Source organism: Sedimentitalea sp., assembly GCF_039973035.1.
Classification (GTDB): domain Bacteria; phylum Pseudomonadota; class Alphaproteobacteria; order Rhodobacterales; family Rhodobacteraceae; genus Sedimentitalea.
On the sequence record NZ_JBDWLR010000062.1, the window covers coordinates 41,540 to 63,553 of the forward strand.

Genomic DNA, 22,014 nt, shown 5'->3' on the forward strand with positions numbered 1-22,014 from the left:
ACGGTTCAGGCAGCCGTACTTATCGGCTCCCCGAAACGATTGTATCGCGTAGGGCCTGCACAGTTTTGCGCACGTCACTTCGCTGGAACGTATTGCGTCCAAACATGAATCCACGCGCGCCGCTATCGACACCCGCACGCACCACATCGGTCAGCTCGTCAAGGCTTCCGGACTTGCCGCCACCGGCAATCGCAATCGGGGCCAGCGAGTTTTGCACGACCTTTGCGATCCCCTCGGCACCGCACCAATCCGTCTTGACGATATCCGCGCCAAGTTCACTGGCGATACGGCAGTTCATCAGCACGACCTCCGGGTCATCCGCGCGCGCGTGACCCCCATTGGCGGCCATCGCTTCGACGACATGAACGATACCATTGGCTTCGCATTGCTTTGATATCTCGCCGTTGATTTCGAAACATCTGGTCTCTTCGGCCGGATCAAGATTGCAGGTAAAGAGGTAGGTAATCACCGCCTCTGCGCCCAACTGGACCGCAGCGTTCACGTCGGAAACGAGGCGTGTATAGGTCGTCTCATATCCGAATGGGCCACCGGTGCGCCACATCGTCGTTTGGTCCATGCGCAGAATGACCGAGGGGATGCGTTCAAGCTGTTTGTGATACCGGCGCATCAGTCCGGGGTTCACGATAATCGAATCCGCGCCCCCATCGGCGATCTCGCCGATCAGCCGGTCAGGATCAGACAGGCCGTCAATCGCACCAACCTGCATGCCGTGATCGATCGGGATGCACAGCATGATACCCGTATCGGCATTGAACATCTGGCGCATGCGGCGCGATTTTCCCGGTGTAGTCATTCCGTTTCTCCAAACTGTTATGCAAGTTCCAGCTTCACACCCGCCTGTGTCAGGGCGTCGATGTGGCGCTGGTCGGTGTCCTTGGACACGATGACGTGGTCGAAATCACGCAGGTCCGCGACCTTGTTGAGGGCCGAGTATTCAAACTTGCTGGAATCGATCAGCAAGATGGACGTGTTCGCCGCTTCCAGCATCGCGCGCTTGATCCGCACCACATGTTCGTCCTGCGTATAGAGGAAATTCCCCTCCACAGTGGTCGAAGACATCAGCGCAACATCCACGCGATAGCTCTTGATCGCCTGCTCACACTGGATTCCGAAGAATCCGTTAAAGCCGCGATGATACTTGCCGCCCAAAGCAATCACTTCGACGCCCGGTTCCGTGGCGAGCCGATCAAGAACAGGCAGACCATTGCTCAGCACCGTGATCGGGGTGACGTCGCGAATGAATTCCGACACCTGAAAAACCGTGGTGCTGTCATCCCAGACCACGGCCATACCCGCCGAGATATGCTTGATCGCGGCCTGTGCCAGACGCCGCTTTTCGGCGACATGCTTTTGTTCGCGGTAAAGATAGCTGCTTTCGAACAGAACCGATTTCTCTGCCGAAATCGCACCACGGACACGGGTGATAGCACCGTTTGCCTCAAGATCAGCAAGATCGCGGTGAATCGTCATCAGGCTGACATCAAGTTGCTTGGCCAGGTCCTTGATCACCAGTTGCCCACCTCCCAGCAACAGCTTGAGAATCTGACTCTTTCTGATGTCACTTTTCGATCTGTTCTTGGGCGCTGACGAAGCTTTGGGCATGCCGCTGGCCTTTCCCGTCGATAGAGTTGGCGCGTTCGTAATACACATCTATTGGGCAGAATCTCTCAAAAGTATAGCTCTTTTTTGGGATGATTAACAATATTTATGATATTTATGGATGATTTTCGCGCAAACGGCAATTCAATCGTATGAAAATAAAGCAAAATACAGTTTTTTAACAAAAATGTTGATGAATATAACGGAATATGCGTTCATATTGGTGCCGCAGGTCAATCGATTCGGAGGAAATTGACGCCTGCGCCTTGGAGGAGGAAATCATGAGAAATTCACTGACTCTGCTGTCATCAGCGTCCGCAGCGGTTCTCGCACTTGGGATGTCATCGGCGCAGGCCGATACCGAATTGACGTTTGTCTGGCACGCCGGGACCTGTGCTGACGCATTGCTTGAAATCAGCAAGGATTATCCCGACACATCCGTGACAATTGTTCCGGCACTGGTCCCCTATGGCCCCGAATGGCACAACAAGATCGCATCCGAATTCGCCATTCAGGGTGACGGGTTCGACTTTGCGATGTGGGACAGCCAATCCACCGCTGAATTTGCTGGTGGCGGACATGCAGTCAACCTGAACGAAGTCTTTGAAAATTCTGCTGTGCTCTCAGCAGACCTGTTCCCATCCGCCTCGCTCTCGCAGTACGGTGAATATCCGGACAATTCTGGCCAGTTTTACGGCCTGCCGATGAACCAGGACGCCTATGGCCTGATGTATCGCCGTGATCTGTTTGAAGACCCTGACGAACAGGCGGCGTTCAAGGAAAAATACGGCCGCGATCTGACCGTTCCGGAAACCTATCAGGAGGCGATGGAAGTCGCCGAATTCTTTACCCGCCCGGACGAGGGTCTGTATGGCTGGGGCCAGATGGGCGGACGCGAGTACGATTTTGCGACGACGGCATCCAACTCATTCCTGTGGTCCTTTGGCGGCGAACTCTACAACCCCGAAACATTCGAGGTGCAGGGCTATCTGAACTCGCCCGCATCGATCGAAGGTGTGCAGGCCTATGTCGACATGTTCAAATACGGCCCTCCGGGTGCCGGCAGCTGGGGCTTTGACGAAGTCAACGCCGCATTCCAGCAAGGCCAGTTGGCGATGGCGATGCAGTGGTTCTACTTCAACGGCTCCAACGCCGATCCTGAGGTCAACCGCTTTGCCGACAGCACCGCCTTCGGCATCCTGCCTGGCGCAATCGGCAGCGATGGCAAGTTCCGTCGCCAATTCTCGGTCGGTGGTCAGGGCATGGGGATCAACAAGTATTCCGAGAAACTGCCAGAACTCGTTGCCTTTATGGAGTGGTACTTTCAGCCCGAACAACAGGCGCGGTATGCCGCTGTTTGTCAGACCGGCCTGCAAAGCGTTCTTGAAAGCGCGGACTGGCAAGGCTTGAACAGCTATAACGCCCAGTTCTCGACCGCGTTGCAGTATCTGAACGACTATTGGCACCTGCCGGAATACCCAGTGCTGCTTGACCAGTTGCAGGAAGAAATCAGCAACGCCATCACTGGCACCAAGACCGTCGAAGAAGCGTTGACGGATGCCGCCAACCGGCATGAAAGAACGCTGCAACGGGCCGGATACGAGATCAAGCGCGGGGACAGCACACCCGACGTGCCTGATCAGATGATCACGCCCGTTGGGATGGACAGCGTCGTTCCCGCGAACTGACCTTTCCGCCCAAAGATCCGCGTGCGCACGCAAACTCTCCCCTGAGCGAGCACACGCGGATCTCTACGGCCAGCGCATATGCACTGGCTGACCAAACTCCTGAATGGTGATGTCATGCACGATGCAAAACAGGCCCGATCCCGCCATTTGTCCCGCTGGCTGATGTTGGCGCTGCTTGGCGCGTATACATTCTTTAACCTCGGGCCAATCTTCTGGTTGATCATTTCATCCCTCAAAGGTCGCGCCGACCTGTTCGCGATGCCGCCCAAATGGGTGTTTGACATCGACCTGACGGGATACCAGAGCGTTTTTGGCGTGGGCGCAGCGCGAGGGACTGCTTCGGCCTATGGGGTCACCGATGCCCTGATCAACAGTGTCATCGTTTCCTGCAGCGGCACGTTCATTGCCGTTCTTCTGGGCACGCTTGCGGGCTATGTCTGCTCGCGGTTTGATTTTCGCGGCAAAGGCGATTTCCTGTTCTTTGTCCTGTCTACACGGATGCTGCCCCCAGTCGCGGTGCTGGTGTTCTATCACCTGATGTTCGCGCGGCTTGGTCTGGCAGATACCAAAACCGGCCTGATCTTTGTCGCAATCTTCGCCAATGTTGGTCTGGCAACATGGATCATGAAGGGCTTTTTCGACGGCGTCCCCAAACAGGTCGAACAGATCGCGATGGTCAGCGGCTACACCCGCATGTACGCCTTCATTCGCCTTGTCCTCCCGATGGTACGCGGCGGTATCGCGGCAACGGCGGGGTTCTGCTTTATCTTCGCATGGAACGAATTCGCATTCGCCTCGATCCTGACCACCACCAAGGCCAAGACGCTGCCGGTCAAGATCTCTGCCGCATCGGGCGCGACGGGCATCGAATGGACCCAGATCATGTCGGCGGGCGTTGTCCTTATCATTCCGGTGCTGATCTTTTTCTACCTGATCCGCAAACACCTGTTGATGGGGATGACCTTTGGCATCCTGGGCCGGAGCTGAACCATGACCCAGACTTCCTATTCAGACACTTCCATGGCACCGCTCAAATCCCGATCCAGTGGCCGATTGATGATCTTCGGATTTCTGTCGCCAACCCTGATCATCCTGCTGTTTATGGTCGCCTACCCGATCTTTTCCCTGATCTGGTACAGTTTTCACCAGTTCTCCGCACTCAAGCCGAACCAGGGTTTCCAATATGTAGGGCTTGAGAACTACACGTACCTCCTAGACGATCCCTCGTTGTGGAAACGCTTCATCTTTACCGGAAAGTTCGTCTTTGTCTGCGTCAGCGTGCAAATGGTCCTCGGCATCTTCGTCGGCTATCGCCTGCAAAAGGCATTTCGGGGACGTGACCTGATCTTTACCCTCTTGATGATGCCGATGATGCTGTCCCCCGTCGTTGTCGGATTTCTGTGGCGCTATATGCTGAATTCAGAATGGGGGATCGTGAACTACATGATCTCGCTGACCGGGCTGGAAAAGGTCAGCTGGCTCAGCCAGACCACACCGGCCCTGTTCGCGGCGGCGGCGGCGGACACATGGATGTGGACCCCGTTCATCATCCTGTTAGCGACGGCAGCGTTCCGGGGCATCCCCGACACGATCTATGAGGCCGCCGAGGTGGATGGCGCCAGCCCTGCCTATGTCTTCTTTCGCGTCACCTTGCCGATGTCGGCGCCGGTGCTGTTCATCGCACTGATCCTGCGCCTGATCGATAGCTTCAAGCAATATGACCTGTTCTTTGCACTCACCGGCGGCGGGCCCGGGTCGAGCACCGAGACCGTCTCCTTTGCGGTGGCAAAACGGGCCTTCAACTATTTTTACACCGGTGAAGCTTCGGCGCTGGCGGTGATCCTGCTGTTCATCATCATCGGCCTGTCGATGATCCTGGTGCGGCACCTCAACAAGATGGGGGAAAAGTACTAACCATGGCCAAGGTTGAACTCAAAAACCTGACGATCAAATTCGGCGCGTTCACGGCGGTAAAAGATGTGAACCTGACGATCAACGATGGCGAATTTGTCGTTTATCTTGGCCCATCCGGCTGCGGTAAGACGACAACGCTGCGTGCCGTCGCCGGCTTGCAGGGCACCACGACCGGCGACATCCTGTTTGACGGGCAACGGGTGAACGACCTGACGGCCAGTGAGCGCAACATCGCGATGGTGTTTCAGTTCGTGTCGCTCTACCCGCATCTCAGCATTGCCGAAAATATCGTGTTCCCGCTCAAGGCGCGCGGCCTCAAACGCGCCGAGATTGCCCGAAAGCTGGATTGGGTCACTGAAATCTTCAAACTCGGCGACGAGTTGAAACGCTATCCCGGCGCATTGGCCCCCGGCACAACGCAAAAGGTCGCGCTGGCACGTGCGGTCGTGCGGGAACCAGCGGTTCTGCTACTGGATGAGCCCTTGTCCGCAATTGATGAACAATTCCGCGAGGAAATGCGGTGGGAACTTGGCCATCTGCAAAGGGAGCTCGGCGTCACCACGATCTATGTGACCCACGACCAACGCGAGGCGATGTCGCTGGCAGATCGGATCGTGCTGATGAACGACAGCAGGATCGTGCAGGTCGATAAACCGCATGACCTGTTCTTTGATCCAAATTCGGTTTTTGCAGGGCAGTTCATCGGCTCTCCCAGCATGAACTTTATGGATCTGAACCCGGTGTCGGGCGGATACAGGCTCGGCAACAGCGATATCATCCTGTCGGACAAGGCTGTGCCGGATGTCGTGCGGCGGTCACACAACCCGGTGCGGATGGGGCTGCGCCCACGCGACTTGCAGCTTGTCGACGAACCGCCAGAAGTTGGTATAGATGTGACGGTGGATGACATTTTCTCGGTCGGGCGCGAGCGTTACTTTTCGTTTCGGGTTGGCGACGACATTGCTCAGGGCATCGACGTGCGATCCGACGCAGCCGGACAGGGTCACAACATCGCAATCCGCCCCGAGGGGCTGGTGTTCTTTGACGGAAAATCCGGTGATCGGATCGCGACATTGGGAGCAGGCGCATGACCGAAAGCCTGCTGAAACTTCAAGGCGTGAAGAAAGCCTACAAGGGTCTCCCCGCCCTGCGCGGCATCGACCTCGAAGTACATCGCAACGAAATCTTTGCCCTGCTTGGGCCAACAGGCGCGGGCAAGAGTTCAACCATACAGGCGACCGCCGGTTTGTTGGATCTGGACGCGGGCGAGGTTTTTCTGGGTGGGCGCAACGTGACCGATGCGGACCCGTCGGCGCGGGATCTTTCGATTGTGTTCGAGGGCTTTAACCTGCTGCCGGTCCTCAATGTGTTTGACAACATCGCCTTTGCCCTGCGCTCGCCTACCTACCGCGAAGACGAGGCCGAGATCACGCGCCGGGTGCAGCACACAGCCGAACTGCTGCGGATATCGCAACATCTGGATCGTGATGTCGAAACCCTGTCAGGCGGTGAGAAGCAACGGGTGGCGATTGCCCGCGCCCTGGTGCGGCAACCCAGCATGTTCCTGCTGGATGAACCGCTTTCCGCGCTTGACCTGAAGCTGCGCGAGGGGTTGCGATCAGAGCTGCGGCAAATCCATCGCGAGCAGAATTCGACCATGCTCTACGCCACGCACGACTATCATGGTGCCATCTCGATCGCGGATCGTATCGGCATCATCAACGATGGTCGGATCCTGCAATCCGGCACCATAGAAGAGATTTTCGCCGCCCCCGCCAGCGCCGCCGTCGGGCGCCTGATCGGCAGCCCTGCCATGGCGTTCTTCGACGTTCGCACCGAGGGCGACGAGATCATGATAAAGGGCTGCGACCAGCGCCTGCACCTTTCGCAATTTGGTCGGACAGGCCCTGGGGCAAGCGAATTCGAGCTGGGCGTCTGGCCCGAAGACATTGAACTGGTGGATGCCGGGGCCGCGAGGTCCAACAACGCCACGGTCTATGCCGTCGACAACCGCGGGTATGAATCTGCTGCCCAGATCCAGTTCTCCGGAGGGGTATTCCGCAAGGTTCTTGCCGAAGGGACAACCCTGCATCAGGGCGAAGCCTGCGGGTTCCGACTGGCCGAAGGTGCCGGTTTCCTGTTCGACAAATCCAGCGGCGTCCGCGTGTCGCAAGTAAACGAAGGGGCCCCTCATGGTGTCTGAGACGCATCTGACAATCGCCTATCGCGTGGTCATCACCTTGATCCTCGTCGGGTTTGCCATGCTGTGCCAACCCTTTTCGATGGCATTGTTTTCATTGGGGTTTCCGATTCTGATGGTCGGTGTTGTGGGCTTTATGATTCTGGACCACATCCCCTCGAAACCCCCTATCAATCAGGAGAATTGAGTTGGCTCACGGACCCAAGAAAATTCTGAACGACCCGCGCAACGTTGTCGAAGAGATGCTGGAAGGGCTGACACTGGCCTATGATGGAACAGTAGAGCGGTTGCCCGGAACCGATGCTCTTGTCCGCACCGACCTGCCCGATGAAAAAGTGGCCCTGTTGATCGGCGGAGGCAGCGGGCACGAACCCATCTTCCACGGCTTTCTCGGCAAGAACATGGGCGACGGCGCCGCCTGTGGACAGGTGTTCGCAGCTCCATCACCCGACACGATCATAGAAGCCGCCAAGGCCGTGCATCGCGGCAAAGGCATCCTGTTTCTGTACGGCAATTACGCTGGCGACAACATGAACTTTGATATCGCCGCCGAGTTGCTGGACGAAGACGACGGAATCGACGTGCGCACAGTGCGCGTTGCCGACGACGTGGCCGCCGCGCCCCCCGAACGCGCCCACGACCGGCGTGGAATTGCGGGCGACGTCTATGCCATCAAGATCGCAGGAGGGGCCGCACAGGAACTGGACACTCTGGACGAGGTCGAACGGGTTGCCCGCAAGGCCGTTGGCAATCTGCGATCCATGGGCGTTGCGGTGACGGCGGGGTCGATCCCTGAAACCGGGAAACTGACCTTTAAGCTGGCCGATGATGAAATCGAAATCGGCATGGGCGCGCATGGCGAAGCCGGGATCGCCAAACAAAAGATCACCACCGCGGACGAGATCGCGGATCAATTGATGGAGAAGATCCTCGCAGATATCGAACTCGCCTCGGGTGACGAAATCGCGCTGCTGATCAACAACCTCGGCGCAACAACGATGATGGAAATGCTGATCGTCAATCGCCGTATCCGCAAGATTCTGGACGAACGCGGCATCAAGGTGCACCGCACCGATGTCGGCACCTGGCTCACGGTTCAGGAAATGGCCGGTTTTTCCGTCACGCTTCTGAAACTTGATGACGAGCTGAAACACTATCTGGACATGCCCGCACGCTCGCTGGGCCTGTCAAACTGCTAGGGGCACGACATGAGCACGGAACTGACCAACTCCCAAGTCAACGAGATGCTGCAAGCGGTTGCGCAGGCCGTCATCGACAATGTGGATGTGCTGACCGACGCCGATCTGGCGACCGGCGACGGGGATCACGGCATCGGAATGCGGCGCGGTTTTGAAGCGGTGACTGAAACGCTGCAAACGGCACCCGATCTGTCGGTGGAAGATGCGTTCAAGAAGACCGGCATGGCGATCATGTCCAAGACCGGTGGCGCCGCCGGCGCAGTGTTCGGGACGCTGTTTCGCGGCGGGGCCAAAGCCTTTGCCGGTCACGATACGCTGAATACGGTCCGCTTCGGTGAATTCCTGACTCTGTCCTGTGCCGCCGTGGCGAAACGGGGCGGCGTCGAGGAAGGCGCCAAAACCATGCTGGATGCTCTGGCTCCGGCAGCGCGTGCGGTTTCTGAGACGCAATCGGATGATCTGGTCGAGGCGTTTACCGCCGCCGAAACAGCCGCACGCGGTGGCGTTGAGGCGAGCAAGGCGATGATCGCCACGACTGGCAAGGCCCGATCATTGGGAGAACGCTCGATCGGGTATCCTGACCCGGGCGCGATCTCTGTTTCGATTATTCTGGGCGCGATGCGCTCCTATGGCGCCAGCCTCTAGCAGTCAAAGACCGAAAGGAACGATCATGGCGGATCTCGACGATATCAAGGACGGCAAGGATTGGGGTGCAGACAGCCCTGCGGATACCAGTCAGTTCTTTCTGAAAGGCGCAGCGCATCACGACTGGGGCATGAAGGCACGGTTGTCGCAAATCTTCCGCCCTGAAACAGGCCGCACGGTGATGCTGGCGTTTGATCACGGGTACTTTCAGGGGCCGACTACCGGGCTTGAACGGATTGATCTGACCATCGCGCCTCTGGCGCAGCACACGGATGTGCTGATGTGCACGCGCGGAGCTTTGCGGTCGGTGATCCCACCCGACGTGAATAAACCCGTGGTTCTGCGATGCAGTGCCGGTAACAGCATTCTGACCGAACTGTCCAACGAACTGGTCAGCGTCGATATCGAAGATGCGATCCGGCTGGGTGCATCCGGCATGGCGGCGCAGGTCTATATCGGGGCCGAGTTCGAGCACAAATCCATCGCCAATGTGGTCAAGCTGATCGACACCGGAACACGCTATGGCATTCCGACCATGGCCGTCACTGGTGTTGGTGCCGACATGGTGCGGGATGCGCGGTATTTTGGTCTGGCGACCCGCATTGCCGCCGAGATCGGATCGCAGTTCGTGAAATCCTATTTCGTCGAGGACGGGTTTGAAAAGATCACGCTGGGATGCCCTGTGCCAATCGTGATTGCGGGCGGCAAGAAACTGCCCGAACGCGATGCTCTCGAAATGGCCTATCGCGCAATAAATCAGGGCGCTGCCGGGGTCGACATGGGGCGCAACGTCTTTCAGTCGGAAAACCCGGTTGCCATGCTCAAGGCGCTAGAAGCGGTGGTGCATCATGATGCAACGGGCGCCGCAGCCTACGAACTGTTTCAGGATTCGGGCGCATCCTGACGCCTTCTTTCCAGCCAGCTTTGGCCGATGGGGCCCCCAGAAATTCGAGGTACGACCATGCAGAACAGATGGAGTGACCAGGAGGTCGCATCTCACACGTGCGATCTGTCCCTGCGGGCCTATACATCGCGGCTGATCGGGCTTGATCCCGCGCTTGTGTTGCATGGCGGCGGAAATACCTCGGTCAAGGCCAGCCACACCGACCGGTTCGGCAATACCCATGACGCTATCTGGGTCAAGGCCAGCGGATATGATCTTGGCCAGATGTGGGTCGAAGGGTTCACGGGACTAAAACTGGCCCCCTTGCTGGAACTGGCAGAACTTGAAACCTTGTCAGACAGCGACATGGTAAACGAGGTAAATTGCGCCCGGTTGAATTCGGCGGCTGCCGCCCCGTCGATCGAAGCCATCGTTCATGCCTTGATCCCGTTCAAGTTCGTAGATCATAGCCACGCGGACGCGGTCCTGACCCTGTCCAACTCTGTCGGAGGATGGGAGTTGCTGAACGAGGCGTTTGGTGACGACGTCTTGGTTCTGCCCTACGTGAAACCGGGGTTCGACCTCGCTCGGCAATTTCGCGAGGCCCTGCAGCAAGGTCTGTTCGCGGATCATGATACGATCATCCTTGGGCATCACGGGGTTTTCACATTTGCCGACAGTGCAAAGGCATCCTATGACCGGATGATCGCGGTCGTGGATCAGGCCGAAAAGTTCCTCTCCAACCGCTTTGGTTCGCTACCTGCAATTTCTGCGGGCGATCAGGACCCGGAAATGATTGCAAAATCCCGCAAGGCGGTCTGCGACGCCGCCGGCAAAGCTGTTCTCTCATTGCCTGCGGATGACACTCCCGCCGACCGATTGACGGTTCTGGCAAAGATGGCACGAAAAGGCACCCTGACGCCCGAGCATGTCATTCACAACAAACCGTTCCCGGCGCTGTTTCACAACGATCCCGACGCGGCGGTGTCCAGCTTTACCACCGAGTATACAGCATATTTTGAGCAGTTTGGCGATGACAGCATGACGATGCTCGCGCCCTTCCCTCATTGGGCGATGTTCGACAGCGGCCATACGCGCAGTTTTGGGCCGAACTTGCGACGGGCCAGCGTGTCGCGGGATGTGGTCAATGCAACGCTCAGCGCCATGCGCAGGGCCGAGATCATTGGTGGATGGCAAGGGCTCAAACCCGAGGATCTGTTCGCTCTGGAGTATTGGGAGCTCGAACAATCCAAACTGAAACGCCAAAAACCCGATGCGGTCCTATCAGGCAAGATCGCGGTCGTCAGTGGAGCGGCCACCGGCATCGGCCGCGCCTGTGCCGAAACCATGCGTGCCAAGGGGGCCGTTGTCGTCGGGCTGGACATCAACCCCGAGATCAGTTCGGTGATGAATCAACCGGATTTTGCGTCATTTGTCGTCGACCTGACCGATGAAGCACATGTCCAGAACTGCCTTTCAGAGGTGGTAAGACGCTATGGCGGCATCGACATGCTTGTGTCCAATGCAGGGGTTTTCAAGACTGGCGATACCGTGGAAAACATGCCCGATGACGTTTGGGACAGCACGCTTGCCGTGAACCTTACCTCGCATCGCAAACTGGTCCAACACGCGATCCCGTTCCTGCGACACGGGGTCGATCCGTCAATTGTCTTTGTCGGATCGAGGAACGTTCAGGCCCCCGGTGCCGGTGCCGCGGCCTACTCGGTTTCCAAGGCGGGACTGACCCAACTGATGCGCGTTCTCGCGCTGGAACTGGCACCCGAGGGCATATTGGTCAACGCGATTCATCCGGATGCAGTGTTTGATACCCGTCTCTGGGATCAGGAAACCCTGCAAAAATCTGCGGATCGGTATGGTCTGACAATTGATGAATACAAGACCCGCAACCTGTTGCACGCAGAGGTCACGTCACGAGATGTCGGGTTGGCCGTCGCTGCATTCATGGATGGAACCTTGTCCAGAACCACCGGCGCACAACTCCCGGTGGACGGGGGTAACGACCGGGTGATCTGAACACCTGCGCAGATAGGTGCGTGCTGACGCAGGCTTGAAGCAACTGACGCTCATGCCAGTCTCTTTCGCTTGCCTCAGGAACCGGTTCGCGCCGGCAGAACCAACTGAACGGCAAATCCGAGCAACAGACAGATCAAATGCGCGCTGTCCGCGATCAGATCCAGATCATAACAGATCTTGACCCCGATTGCGGCAACCACCGCCCCGAGCAAAAGCCATTTCTTCGACCAACTCGCAAGGATCGCACCGATCAGGCCGAACCCGCCAGCCGACATGCCGACATCAAGCGTCGCCCTTGCATCGGAATGTCCGATCTCCGGTATCGCAGTGACAAGCGGCACGACACCAAAAAGCACGATCATCGTACCAGCCAGGTCGATTGCAAAAAATGTGGTCGCAGTGCACAACGTCGATGTGCGCCATTCGAAATAGCCAATGACGGCAGCGGCAAAGATCATTTGCCGAAGGAACATTGCCAAGTCATGAGACAGAAATGTGGCGGTAAACAGCCGCGTAAGATCGCCACTGACAACCATTTCGTGACTGATACCCCAGTCAGCAAGTGAGTCCGGTGGCAACGTGCCGCCCAATGTCCCCGCAAACCAGTTCGCAAGAACCATGACCGACAGAAACAGCAAGGTGAACGGGATGCGCCGGAGGACGCTCATTGCGAGCTCACATGAATGCCGAACGCCGCGATCAACCCGAATAGCGCGGCGATCAGCACAAGCAGGAACGCATTGGCCGACAAGGCATTATCGTCAACAAGCTCGGTCGCCGCAATATTCTTGCGGATGTGCTGCATCCTGAGAAACGCCAGCAATATCACCAGTGCGCCCGCCGCCAGCATCAGCATTTCAGACCACAGCGCAGCCCTTTCCTGCCCAAGTCGCGCGGCAGCCAGCCCAAAACCGACAATCGCGATGACGGTGCGCACCCAGGCGAGAAAAGTGCGTTCATTTGAGGAATGATCCGCGTAATTCTCAATCATCGGTGCCTTACCCTACCAAACCCTTGATCCCGCCCGACACCAGAACATTGACCTCGTAAAGAATGCGCGGAGCAGCCAGACCGCCGGGGCTTGCCAGATAGTTGGGCGTCCAGTCGGGATCGAATTTCTGTTTGAAAGACCGCAGCCCCTCAAAGTGATAGACGTGTTCGCCGTGTTCATAGATGAAGCCGCCGATACGGTTCCAAAGTGACGACAATTGATGGTTTTCAATGCCTGAAAACGGGGCCGCCCCGAGCGAGAACCAATGGAACCCCTGCTCGGCTCCCCACAGCATGAGTTCGGCAAAAAGGGCGTCCATCGCGATTTTGGGCCCTTCGGGATCGTAACGCATCAGGTCAAGCGACAGTTCGTGTTTGTTGGCTCCCTGAAACAGATTGGCAAAGGCGACGATGCGACCGGTTTCGACATGGCGTAGTACTGCGTGGTCAAAGTTGGAAAGATAGGTGTCGTCAAAATAGCCAAGCGAAAAACCTTTCTCTTCGCCTTGCTTCTCTTTCATCCAGCGGTCCGAAGTACCACGCAATTCGCCAAGCATGGGTGCCAGTTCGGCCTTGGGGATGATGGCAAATTCATAACCATCGCGTTCGGCCCGACTGCGGGCACCGCGAAATTTCTTTTTGCTGGATCCGTCCAGCGTAAATCCCTGAAGGTTCACGCGCGCGACCTCGCCGATCTTGAGGATGGACAGCCCAAGATCAAGATAGGTGGCGAGGTATTTCGGCGAGACCGCGTAAAAGGCACATCGCTTTCCGGCGTTGTCGGCCATCTCACGCAGCTGCCAGATCAGCTTGCGCCCCGCAGCCTCATCGCCCACGGGTTCCCCTTTGGTGATCAGTGACCCACCCGTGTCGCAATAGGCGATGAACGCGCGATTGTCCTCGGAGATCAGGAACGTCTTGTCACCAAGCAGATCAAGCTGGGCCTCGGTATCCTCGCTCTGTGCGATCAGTTCGCGCACGACATCCGGTATGTCGTGTGGGCCACTGACAGCGCCCCGCCGGTTGAGAAGCGAATTCAGGGCGATCCCCAACAGGACCAGCGCGACGACGACACTGGCCCGCAGGAACCGGGACGCATCGCTGTCAAACGCGAACTGCCACCAGAGCGCATCGCGATATTGAACATGGCTGTAGGCGAACAGCCCGATCCAGAAGATGGCCACCAAAAGGGCAAGAATGCTGACGAGCCAGGTGCCGTTGAGGCGAAAGACCGACGCCGCCTCGACTCTGTAGAACGCCGAACGGAACGCGCCGAGCACGGCGAGCGAAACGAGCATGCCAACGGCTTCTTCCCAATCGAGACCTTTCGCCAGAGAAGTGACAAATCCGACGATCATCAACCCCATCGCGATCAGCCACGCACGGTGGAGCTTGCGGTAAAGCCCGCGTGCGATCACGATCAGCAACAGACCAGCAACGCTGCCTGCCAAATGCGATACCTCGACAAACGGCAATGGGATGATATCGCGCAACACGCCGAAACGTGCGCTCTCGCCCGGCAGGTTTCCCGAGATCAGCAGGATTGATCCGGCCAGCAACGCAACCCCCGACGCGGCCAGCGGGACAAGCGGGCGGACCAACCGATAGGCCCAGTTCGAACTCTTGGCGATCGCGCCGCGTTGGGTCACGGCCCATGTCAGCGCCAATGCCACCACCGCAACCGCAAAAGGCAGGACCGAGTAGATCACGCGATACAGCAAAAGCGCCGCCAACATGTCGGGCCGCCCAGCAGCGCCCAGCCCCGCGATCAGGGTTGCTTCGAACACGCCCAACCCGCCGGGAGAGTGGCTCAGAATGCCAAGCGCGGTCGCGCCCATGAAGATGACAAAGAAATAGACAAAGTTGTCGGCCAAATCTGCTGGCAGCAGAAAGTAGAGCGTCATCGCCGCGCCCATCAGGTCAAAGACGGCGACCACCATAAGCGAGATCGCCAATCGCCCACCGGGCAGCGGCACTCGAAAGCCCTCGGCTAATAGACTGCGGGGTGACCGCGAGAGCCAGATCAACAGAACGACCAGCCCGCCCAACAGCGCCGCGCCAACGATTGTCTCAAGCGTCCCGTCAAGCGGCAACACCTGCGACAGCCCCACAGGATGTGCCAACAGCAATACGCCCATGATGAGCGTCAGCCCCAGCCAGAAAGCGATCCACGAGACCGCAATAATCCCGGCAACACGCGCAAGATCGACCCCAAGAGAGGCGTAGATCCGATATCGCACGGCCGTCCCTGTCAGGTACGAAAACCCAAGAAGGTTGGAGATCGCCGTGCCGGTCCCCCCTGCATAGGCGGCGATCCGGTCAGGCACCTGCCCTTTCGCAAGGTTGCGCACCGCAAGGACATCATAGAGCGACAGCGCAAAAAAGCTGACAGCGGTTGCGGCAATGGCAAGTGCAATCGCGGTCAGGCTACTGTCGGCAACATCAGCCTTTACCGCGCGCCAACTGACCTTGGAGGACAGCTCATGCAGGACATAAAACGTGATCGCCACGATCACCAGCGGCACCGCGACACGAATAGCAGGATGCGCAATCAGCCGCGATATGCGCCCCGGCGAGGTTGGCGCGTCGATCGGCGTTTCACTACCGGCCATTCGGTCGTTCCTGCAGAACCTCGTTCTGAATGTGCTGCATCTCTGCCAATATGCCCATTGCTGCGCCAGCTGTGCGAAAGTTTAGCCCAATCCGAAAGCCAAGCTTCGAACTGGCCGATCTCCTCACGACCAGCACTTTAGTACATCGGTGAAATTTGTCAGGTCCAATCTCCACTCAATCCCGAAAATCACAATAGCAGCATACACTCGCACCAATCAAACGGTCGTACATCAGGGATTTTTCTAGGAGCAGGCGTTCGGCGATCAGGCACCAATTGCGGAGCACAGCCCCAGACTGCCAACACTTATGCAGGCACACGCAGCCCAAGAATTTCGCGCGCCTGTCGCCACGTCGCAACCGGCCGCTCGTAGTTTTCGCAGATCTCAGCGGCGCGACGCACCAGCGCCGCGTTTGAGGGGGCCAGCGTGTCGCGATCAAGCCGGACGTTGTCTTCCAGACCGGTTCGGGCATGGCCACCGCTGGAAATCGCCCAGTCGTTCAGCAGCACCTGTCGGGCACCGATACCCGCCGCACACCATGCCACGTTATCCCCAAACAAGCGCTTCACGGTTTCGACGTAATAGTCGAACACATGCCGATCCGCTGGCATTGCGTTTTTCACGCCCATCACAAACTGCACATAGGGCGTGTCTTTGATTTGCCCCTTCGCATACATATCCGCCGCCTTCAGGATATGGCTAAGGTCAAACGCCTCGATCTCTGGCTTGACCCCATGCTCCAGCATTTCGGAGGCCAGCCAATCGACAAGATTCGGTGGGTTTTCGTAAACTCTAGTCGGAAAGTTGTTCGAACCGACCGACAGCGATGCCATATCAGGAGCAAGCGGCAACATCCCGCCACGGGTCTTGCCCGCGCCAGATCGACCGCCGGTTGAGAACTGGATGATCATGCCGGGGCAATGCCTTTCCAACCCTTCCTTCAGCCGCGCGAACTTTTCGGGATCCGAGGATGGGGTCTGATCATCATTGCGAACATGAGCGTGGCAGATCGAGGCCCCGGCCTCAAACGCCTCGTGAGTCGATTCAACCTGTTCGCTGACCGTGATCGGGACAGCAGGGTTATTGGCTTTGGTCGGCAGAGAGCCGGTGATCGCCACACAGATGATGCAGGGGTTTGTCATTCTTTCCGCTCACATATCAAAAAAGATGGTTTCGTCCGGACCCTGAAGATGGATGTCGAACCGATACACAGCATCTGCGGTTTTCTTGGCCAGTAAGGTCGGGATGCGGTTCTGGTGTTCAATGCGCGTCAGGATCGGATCAGCGGCGTTAGCCTCTGTTTCGTCGTCAAAGTAGATGCGCGTGTGCAGGCCAATATTGATGCCACGCGCCACGACCCAGACCGTGATATGCGGCGCCTGCATGCGCCCATCTGGAAAAGGAACCGCGCCGGGTTTGACCGTTTCAAAGCTGAACTCGCCGGTGTTCATGTCGCCGGGCGAACGCCCCCAGCCGGTAAAGTTCGGATCGGCCTGCCCGCGGGTTTCGTTTGCGGATGGGAACAGCCCTGCCGCATCCGGTTGCCAGATTTCGATCAGCGCATCGCGCAGCGGGGTTCCGGTGCCATCATAGACGATACCCTTGATGGTGATTTCCTGCCCCTGAACCGACCCTGTTTTCATCGACGCGCCAAGATCGCCGCCATAGATTTTGATGCCGGTGAAATTGGGTGTGCAGCCGATATGGACATAGGGGCCCGCAGTCTGGCTGGGAGATTCCTTGAAATATTCAAGCTTCTGGATCATGATCAAAGACCCTCCTTGCGGTTCTCGAAACAGGTCTGGCGCCGCCCACGCAGAACCATGTCGAATTTATAGGCGCGGCTGTCCATCGGGACGGTGCGGTGCATGTCTAGCAGCGCGGTCAGGGCATCCACGGCCTCTTGAGATTTCAACCCTCCAACAATCGGGCAAAGCGGGATATGCGGATCGCCCTCAAAATACATTTGGGTGATCAGGCGCTGTGCAAAACCATGCCCAAAAATCGAGAAATGGATATGCGCCGGACGCCAGTCGTTCATGCCATTCGGCCAAGGGTAAGGCCCCGGCTGGACAGAGCGGAATTCATATGATCCATCCTCTGCCGTAATGGTCCGCCCGCATCCGCCGAAATTCGGATCAAGCGCCGCCAGATAGCCTTCTTTCTTGTGACGATAACGACCACCTGCATTGGCCTGCCAGAATTCGACCAGGGCACCGGGCACCCCGCGCCCCATTTCGTCCAACACCCGACCATGCACGATGATCCGGGGACCAATCGCGCTTTCACCCGGTTTGGCAAAGTTGTGGATCAGGTCGTTGTCCAGTTCCCCAATCAAGTTATGCCCAAAGACCGGAGATGTTTCTTCGCTCATCGTGGTTGGAAAGGACAGCAATGCGGACTGAGGGCTGCGTTTGACGCTGGTTTTATAGGCAGGCGTCAGTGCGTCTGGCTGCCAATGGCGATCGCGCGGGACAAAGCCTCCGGTTTGCTTAATCACGCTCATAATTCGACCCCCAGTTCGTTGAATGTCTGTTTGGCAAGTTTAATGGCGTGGTTCGCCTTTGGAACGCCAGCGTAAACCGCGACATGCATAAACGCCTGTAAAATCTCCTCCGGGCTGGCCCCGGTATTGCGGCTGGCACGGATATGCATCGGGATCTCTTCAAAGTTCCCGGTCGCCGCCAGCAAGGCCAGCGTCAGCAATGACCGGTCCCGCCGCGAAATCGTGTCATCTGCCCAAAGCGTGCCCCATGCGCCTTCGGTGATCATAGTTTGAAACGGTTCGTCGAACTTGGATTTGTTGGCCTCAGCGCGGTCGACATGAGCATCGCCAAGAACCTCACGGCGAACCGTCATCCCGGTTTCAAATCGGTCTTGCATGTGCATCTTCCTTGATCATTGTGTCGCCGTGGCCTGTGCGTCACCGCTGCCCATCAGTAAGGAAGCCCGACGTAATTTTCCGCCATCGCCTGTTGCGCGGCCTTGTTCGAGCGTAGGAATTCGAGATCAGCCACCTGCATCTTGAGATCGAAGGCAGACTGGTCTGGATACCGGTGAAGCAGCGACGAGAACCACCAGGAGAACCGCTCGGCCTTCCAAACCCGTTTCAGGGCTTTCTCGGAATAGGCATCTATGCCCTCTTCCGAACCGTTTTCATAGAAATCCCGCAGCGCGTTAAAGAGGTAATGCACGTCGGACGCAGCGGTGTTCAACCCCTTGGCACCTGTGGGTGGCACGATATGCGCCGCATCACCACACAGGAACAACCGGCCCCACCGCATGGGTTCGGTGACAAATGACCTGAGCGGTGCAATTGATTTTTCGATAGAAGGCCCGGTGACCAGCTTATCGGCCTGTTCTTTGGGAATGCGACGCTTCAGCTCTTCCCAGAACGCCTCGTCCGTCCAATCGCTCGGGCTATCGCTCAGCGAGCACTGAATGTAATACCGGCTCAGATTGTCATTGCGCATCGAACACAGGGCAAATCCACGGCTCGAATTCGCATAGATCAGTTCGTGATTGACCGGTGGCGTCTCGCTCAGGATACCAAGCCAGCCGAATGGATAGATCTTTTCGTATTCGCGGCGCACATCCAGAGGAATGCTCTGGCGGCTGACGCCATGAAAGCCGTCGCAACCCGCCACAAAATCGCAATCAAGCCGTCGAACCACGCCACCAACCGTGTAATAAGCATGGGGTGTGTCTGTATTGGCGCCCTGAATGACCACATCCTGGACCTCGAATTCGATCTTGCCGTCGCTATTTTCACGCGCCTCGTACAGATCGCGGGTCACTTCTGTCTGGCCATAGATCATCACGGGCGTGCCCGTGTGTTCCGAAAAATCCACGCGGAAAATCTCGTCACCATATGAAATCAATGTGCCGTCGTGGGTAAAACCCTCGGCGTGCATCCGTTCCGCACAGCCAGCCTCTTCCATCAGGTTGACAAGGCCTTGCTCAAGAACGCCCGCGCGGATGCGACCCAGGACATAGTCCTTGGTCTTACGCTCAAGCACCACGCTGTCGATGCCGCGTGTATGCAAGAGCTGCGAAAGCAACAGGCCAGCCGGGCCGCCGCCGATGATTGCCACCTGTGTTTTCATGGGCTCCTCCAAGCCTGTTGCACTTACACTAATACATCGTAATCTGTATGAAAAATGAGAAAACATGCCAGTTAGTTGCCAAAATGGAATTCAATAGACTGCGCCAGATCAAGATGCGACATCTGTCCGCCTTCGTCGAAACCGTGCGTTGCGGCAGCCTGAAAGCCGCGTCAGAGCGGATATTTCTGACACAGCCCGCAATCTCAAAAACGTTGAAAGATCTCGAGAGCATTCTTGGCGTGTCTCTGATGCACAGGGATCGCGGCGGCATCGAGTTGACCCGCGAGGGGGCGGTCTTTCGTCAGTTTGCAGAACAGAGCCTCGCGGCACTCAGCCACGGTTTAGCCAGCCTTGATGCGCTGTCCTCTGGAGCAACCGCCCCGCTGCGGATCGGTGCCTTGCCCAGTGTCGCCGCTGACCTGCTGCCCGACGTGGTTCAACGGTTCGCAGAACTGTCACCTGCGACCCCGGTCACAGTCGAGGATGGCCGCATCGGTGGACTGGTCGAGCGGCTGCGATCTGGTGATCTCGACCTGCTTGTCGGACGTATGGGCAGACCCGAGACGATGGCGGGCCTGTCCTTCACACAGCTCTATTCCGAACAGGTCGTGTTCGCCATTGCCGCAGATCATCCGCTGGCGAGCGCCAACAGCCTCGAAGCGCTGAATGATTGCCGCATTCTTTATCCCCCCAAGGGCGCGGCGATCCGCCCGTTGGTGGATCGCTTTGTCCTCGCACAGGGCGTTGGTGACTGGCCCAACACGATCGAAACGGTCTCTGGCGCCTTTGGTCGCGCGATGACTCTTGGCCCGGCGCAAGCGATTTGGATTATCAGCCAAGGGGTTGTCGCACGCGATATTGCGGCGGGCCGCATGACCACTCTCCCCATCGATACAAGCGCTATGGCCGGACCCGTCGGAATCCTCGCACGGGCAGAAGAGGACCCGACACCAACGATCCGCCTGTTCCGACAAGCGTTGCTAGAGGCGACGGACGGTGCCGCCGCACGATGATCAGGTAGGGGATTTCGAGCCGATATGGCGAATCTGTCTCAGCAAATGATCGGCATTGTTCAACGCGGCCCCAGTGGCCTCGAACATTGCGGGCAACGTCATCCATTCTACGGCCCATGCAGCGCCAGAACGCTCCTGCTCATGAACCATGGATTGCGCGAGGATCCCCTGTTGCCCGCCAACGACGCGCGCGATCGCAACCAGCACTTCGGCGCGGACCGGATTCTGCTTGTGAGGCATAGCGGACGAGCCCCCGGCCCCATCAAGCTGAACCTCATCGATCCCCTGCTGTGCCATCAGTGCAATGTCTTGCCCCATCTTGCCCAACGTGCCGCTGACCTTGGTCAACCAATGTCCGATGTCCAGCATCCCGGATCGATCCGTATGCCAGACAGGCGACACTCGCAGGCCAAGCGTCTTGGCTACATCCGATGCAATCGTATCGGCGGACCCCCTTGGCGTATCACGACGCCCCACCGCGCCCCCAACTTGCACGACACTGATTTCTTTGATCAGCTCCCGCAGTTGATCCAGATGCGCTGCAAGCGGAGTTCGCCAGTCTTCGATGCGATCCCCGACGACAATCGGCAATGCCAGTTGCATGCGGGTTCGACCCGAAATTGGGTTGTCGGAATAACGGTCGTTCAGATCGTCCAGCAAGCGCAGCAGTTCGATGCAACGATCGCCAAACATAGATAGAACTGCGCGGGCCGTCAGAATGGTGGCGGTGTCGATCACATCCTGGCTCGTTGCTCCGGAATGAATGGCTGCGCGAGCATCCTCGGGCATGTTCGACTTGATCTGGCGCACAAGCGCGGGCACTGGCAGGCCATCCACGTCCGAAGCGCGGGCAAGCGCATCAAGGTCAGGTTTGAACCCATCGATTTGAACGAACGCCATATCCGCAGTATCTTTTGCGACCGTTCCGCTCTCGCGCAAGGCGCGGGTCCAGGCCGCTTCGAATTGCACCATCCGGGCGCAGAACCGGTCCGCCGAAAACTCCGCAGCAGTTTGCGGATCCTGAAAGAGCGTACCCCACAGAGGCGTTCGTGTGAATGCGTTGGTCATTCCGTCAGACCTACGTCCCTTTCGGCGTCAGAACAAGCCGCA

22 protein-coding genes are annotated in these 22,014 nt (G+C 57.8%); 11 read left to right on the top strand and 11 right to left on the bottom strand.

From position 1 onward, the window contains the following. Nucleotides 1-19: 19 nt before the first annotated feature. Nucleotides 20-814, bottom strand: coding sequence for a hypothetical protein (locus ABJO75_RS16300; protein WP_348127183.1), 795 nt, complete (start codon nt 812-814; stop codon nt 20-22). 17 nt (nt 815-831) lie between these two features. Further along, nucleotides 832-1,623: a DeoR/GlpR family DNA-binding transcription regulator gene (locus tag ABJO75_RS16305; protein ID WP_348127185.1), complete on the bottom strand. Its 792-nt coding sequence runs from the start codon at nt 1,621-1,623 to the stop codon at nt 832-834. Between the two features lie 278 nt (nt 1,624-1,901). Between ABJO75_RS16305 and ABJO75_RS16310 the strand changes: the two genes are divergently transcribed. From ABJO75_RS16310 to ABJO75_RS16355, 10 genes are all read left to right on the top strand, one after another. Next, on the top strand, nt 1,902-3,308 hold the full coding sequence (locus tag ABJO75_RS16310) for an extracellular solute-binding protein (protein WP_348127188.1): 1,407 nt from the start codon (nt 1,902-1,904) through the stop codon (nt 3,306-3,308). A 78-nt stretch (nt 3,309-3,386) separates the two neighbouring features. Beyond that, on the top strand, nt 3,387-4,295 hold the full coding sequence (locus ABJO75_RS16315) for a carbohydrate ABC transporter permease (protein ID WP_348127191.1): 909 nt from the start codon (nt 3,387-3,389) through the stop codon (nt 4,293-4,295). Between the two features lie 3 nt (nt 4,296-4,298). Then, a complete protein-coding gene (locus ABJO75_RS16320) occupies nt 4,299-5,222 on the top strand; it encodes a sugar ABC transporter permease (protein WP_348127194.1) in 924 nt (307 codons plus the stop codon). A 2-nt stretch (nt 5,223-5,224) separates the two neighbouring features. Continuing rightward, a complete protein-coding gene (locus ABJO75_RS16325; RefSeq protein WP_348127197.1) occupies nt 5,225-6,313 on the top strand; it encodes an ABC transporter ATP-binding protein in 1,089 nt (362 codons plus the stop codon). Then, entirely contained in the window at nt 6,310-7,425 is a 1,116-nt protein-coding gene (locus ABJO75_RS16330; RefSeq protein ID WP_348127200.1) for an ABC transporter ATP-binding protein, read from the top strand. The genes ABJO75_RS16325 and ABJO75_RS16330 overlap by 4 nt, the downstream gene beginning before the upstream one ends. After that, nucleotides 7,415-7,609, top strand: a complete 195-nt coding sequence (locus tag ABJO75_RS16335; RefSeq protein WP_348127203.1) for a hypothetical protein — start codon at nt 7,415-7,417, stop codon at nt 7,607-7,609. The genes ABJO75_RS16330 and ABJO75_RS16335 overlap by 11 nt, the downstream gene beginning before the upstream one ends. A 1-nt stretch (nt 7,610) precedes the next feature. Then, nucleotides 7,611-8,621, top strand: a complete 1,011-nt coding sequence (locus ABJO75_RS16340) for a dihydroxyacetone kinase subunit DhaK (protein WP_348127205.1) — start codon at nt 7,611-7,613, stop codon at nt 8,619-8,621. A 9-nt stretch (nt 8,622-8,630) separates the two neighbouring features. Further along, nucleotides 8,631-9,266 (top strand): dihydroxyacetone kinase subunit DhaL, encoded by a 636-nt coding sequence (gene dhaL, locus ABJO75_RS16345; protein WP_348127207.1) that lies wholly within the window; start codon nt 8,631-8,633, stop codon nt 9,264-9,266. Between the two features lie 25 nt (nt 9,267-9,291). After that, entirely contained in the window at nt 9,292-10,170 is an 879-nt protein-coding gene (gene lsrF, locus ABJO75_RS16350) for a 3-hydroxy-5-phosphonooxypentane-2,4-dione thiolase (protein ID WP_348127210.1), read from the top strand. A gap of 57 nt (nt 10,171-10,227) precedes the next feature. After that, nucleotides 10,228-12,183, top strand: a complete 1,956-nt coding sequence (locus ABJO75_RS16355; RefSeq protein ID WP_348127213.1) for an SDR family oxidoreductase — start codon at nt 10,228-10,230, stop codon at nt 12,181-12,183. 74 nt (nt 12,184-12,257) lie between these two features. Here ABJO75_RS16355 and ABJO75_RS16360 read toward each other — a convergent pair whose 3' ends face one another. The 8 genes from ABJO75_RS16360 to pobA form a co-directional block, all read right to left on the bottom strand. Further along, nucleotides 12,258-12,851 (bottom strand): hypothetical protein, encoded by a 594-nt coding sequence (locus ABJO75_RS16360; RefSeq protein WP_348127215.1) that lies wholly within the window; start codon nt 12,849-12,851, stop codon nt 12,258-12,260. Continuing rightward, nucleotides 12,848-13,174 (bottom strand): DUF202 domain-containing protein, encoded by a 327-nt coding sequence (locus ABJO75_RS16365; protein WP_348127218.1) that lies wholly within the window; start codon nt 13,172-13,174, stop codon nt 12,848-12,850. Before ABJO75_RS16365 ends, ABJO75_RS16360 begins: the two co-directional genes overlap by 4 nt. A gap of 7 nt (nt 13,175-13,181) precedes the next feature. Continuing rightward, the gene (gene mprF / locus ABJO75_RS16370) at nt 13,182-15,785 is read right to left on the bottom strand and encodes a bifunctional lysylphosphatidylglycerol flippase/synthetase MprF (RefSeq protein WP_348127221.1); all 2,604 of its coding nucleotides are present in this window, start codon (nt 15,783-15,785) and stop codon (nt 13,182-13,184) included. A 305-nt stretch (nt 15,786-16,090) separates the two neighbouring features. Next, nucleotides 16,091-16,927 (bottom strand): 3-keto-5-aminohexanoate cleavage protein, encoded by an 837-nt coding sequence (locus tag ABJO75_RS16375; protein ID WP_348127224.1) that lies wholly within the window; start codon nt 16,925-16,927, stop codon nt 16,091-16,093. 9 nt (nt 16,928-16,936) lie between these two features. After that, on the bottom strand, nt 16,937-17,551 hold the full coding sequence (gene pcaG, locus ABJO75_RS16380) for a protocatechuate 3,4-dioxygenase subunit alpha (protein ID WP_348127227.1): 615 nt from the start codon (nt 17,549-17,551) through the stop codon (nt 16,937-16,939). 2 nt (nt 17,552-17,553) lie between these two features. Continuing rightward, nucleotides 17,554-18,291 carry a protocatechuate 3,4-dioxygenase subunit beta gene (pcaH, locus tag ABJO75_RS16385; protein WP_348127229.1) on the bottom strand — a complete coding sequence of 246 codons (738 nt, stop codon included), beginning with the start codon at nt 18,289-18,291 and terminating at the stop codon, nt 17,554-17,556. Beyond that, nucleotides 18,288-18,668, bottom strand: a complete 381-nt coding sequence (pcaC, locus tag ABJO75_RS16390) for a 4-carboxymuconolactone decarboxylase (protein WP_348127232.1) — start codon at nt 18,666-18,668, stop codon at nt 18,288-18,290. Before pcaC ends, pcaH begins: the two co-directional genes overlap by 4 nt. A gap of 53 nt (nt 18,669-18,721) precedes the next feature. After that, nucleotides 18,722-19,891, bottom strand: a complete 1,170-nt coding sequence (gene pobA, locus ABJO75_RS16395) for a 4-hydroxybenzoate 3-monooxygenase (protein WP_348127235.1) — start codon at nt 19,889-19,891, stop codon at nt 18,722-18,724. 83 nt (nt 19,892-19,974) lie between these two features. On the opposite strand from pobA, the gene pcaQ reads away from it, so the two are divergent. Next, nucleotides 19,975-20,904, top strand: coding sequence for a pca operon transcription factor PcaQ (pcaQ, locus tag ABJO75_RS16400; RefSeq protein ID WP_348127238.1), 930 nt, complete (start codon nt 19,975-19,977; stop codon nt 20,902-20,904). Here pcaQ and ABJO75_RS16405 read toward each other — a convergent pair whose 3' ends face one another. Then, nucleotides 20,905-21,972: a 3-carboxy-cis,cis-muconate cycloisomerase gene (locus tag ABJO75_RS16405; protein ID WP_348127240.1), complete on the bottom strand. Its 1,068-nt coding sequence runs from the start codon at nt 21,970-21,972 to the stop codon at nt 20,905-20,907. Nucleotides 21,973-22,014 lie beyond the last annotated feature (42 nt).

Excerpts from the sequence above, each read along its gene's own strand:
- ABJO75_RS16300 (WP_348127183.1), bottom strand. The coding sequence starts at position 814 with ATGACTACACCGGGAAAATCGCGCCGCATGCGCCAGATGTTCAATGCC.
- ABJO75_RS16305 (WP_348127185.1), bottom strand. The coding sequence starts at position 1,623 with ATGCCCAAAGCTTCGTCAGCGCCCAAGAACAGATCGAAAAGTGACATC.
- ABJO75_RS16310 (WP_348127188.1), top strand. The coding sequence starts at position 1,902 with ATGAGAAATTCACTGACTCTGCTGTCATCAGCGTCCGCAGCGGTTCTC.
- ABJO75_RS16315 (WP_348127191.1), top strand. The coding sequence starts at position 3,387 with ATGCACTGGCTGACCAAACTCCTGAATGGTGATGTCATGCACGATGCA.
- ABJO75_RS16320 (WP_348127194.1), top strand. The coding sequence starts at position 4,299 with ATGACCCAGACTTCCTATTCAGACACTTCCATGGCACCGCTCAAATCC.
- ABJO75_RS16325 (WP_348127197.1), top strand. The coding sequence starts at position 5,225 with ATGGCCAAGGTTGAACTCAAAAACCTGACGATCAAATTCGGCGCGTTC.
- ABJO75_RS16330 (WP_348127200.1), top strand. The coding sequence starts at position 6,310 with ATGACCGAAAGCCTGCTGAAACTTCAAGGCGTGAAGAAAGCCTACAAG.
- ABJO75_RS16335 (WP_348127203.1), top strand. The coding sequence starts at position 7,415 with ATGGTGTCTGAGACGCATCTGACAATCGCCTATCGCGTGGTCATCACC.
- dhaL (WP_348127207.1), top strand. The coding sequence starts at position 8,631 with ATGAGCACGGAACTGACCAACTCCCAAGTCAACGAGATGCTGCAAGCG.
- lsrF (WP_348127210.1), top strand. The coding sequence starts at position 9,292 with ATGGCGGATCTCGACGATATCAAGGACGGCAAGGATTGGGGTGCAGAC.
- ABJO75_RS16355 (WP_348127213.1), top strand. The coding sequence starts at position 10,228 with ATGCAGAACAGATGGAGTGACCAGGAGGTCGCATCTCACACGTGCGAT.
- ABJO75_RS16360 (WP_348127215.1), bottom strand. The coding sequence starts at position 12,851 with ATGAGCGTCCTCCGGCGCATCCCGTTCACCTTGCTGTTTCTGTCGGTC.
- ABJO75_RS16365 (WP_348127218.1), bottom strand. The coding sequence starts at position 13,174 with ATGATTGAGAATTACGCGGATCATTCCTCAAATGAACGCACTTTTCTC.
- mprF (WP_348127221.1), bottom strand. The coding sequence starts at position 15,785 with ATGGCCGGTAGTGAAACGCCGATCGACGCGCCAACCTCGCCGGGGCGC.
- ABJO75_RS16375 (WP_348127224.1), bottom strand. The coding sequence starts at position 16,927 with ATGACAAACCCCTGCATCATCTGTGTGGCGATCACCGGCTCTCTGCCG.
- pcaG (WP_348127227.1), bottom strand. The coding sequence starts at position 17,551 with ATGATCCAGAAGCTTGAATATTTCAAGGAATCTCCCAGCCAGACTGCG.
- pcaH (WP_348127229.1), bottom strand. The coding sequence starts at position 18,291 with ATGAGCGTGATTAAGCAAACCGGAGGCTTTGTCCCGCGCGATCGCCAT.
- pcaC (WP_348127232.1), bottom strand. The coding sequence starts at position 18,668 with ATGCAAGACCGATTTGAAACCGGGATGACGGTTCGCCGTGAGGTTCTT.
- pobA (WP_348127235.1), bottom strand. The coding sequence starts at position 19,891 with ATGAAAACACAGGTGGCAATCATCGGCGGCGGCCCGGCTGGCCTGTTG.
- pcaQ (WP_348127238.1), top strand. The coding sequence starts at position 19,975 with ATGGAATTCAATAGACTGCGCCAGATCAAGATGCGACATCTGTCCGCC.
- ABJO75_RS16405 (WP_348127240.1), bottom strand. The coding sequence starts at position 21,972 with ATGACCAACGCATTCACACGAACGCCTCTGTGGGGTACGCTCTTTCAG.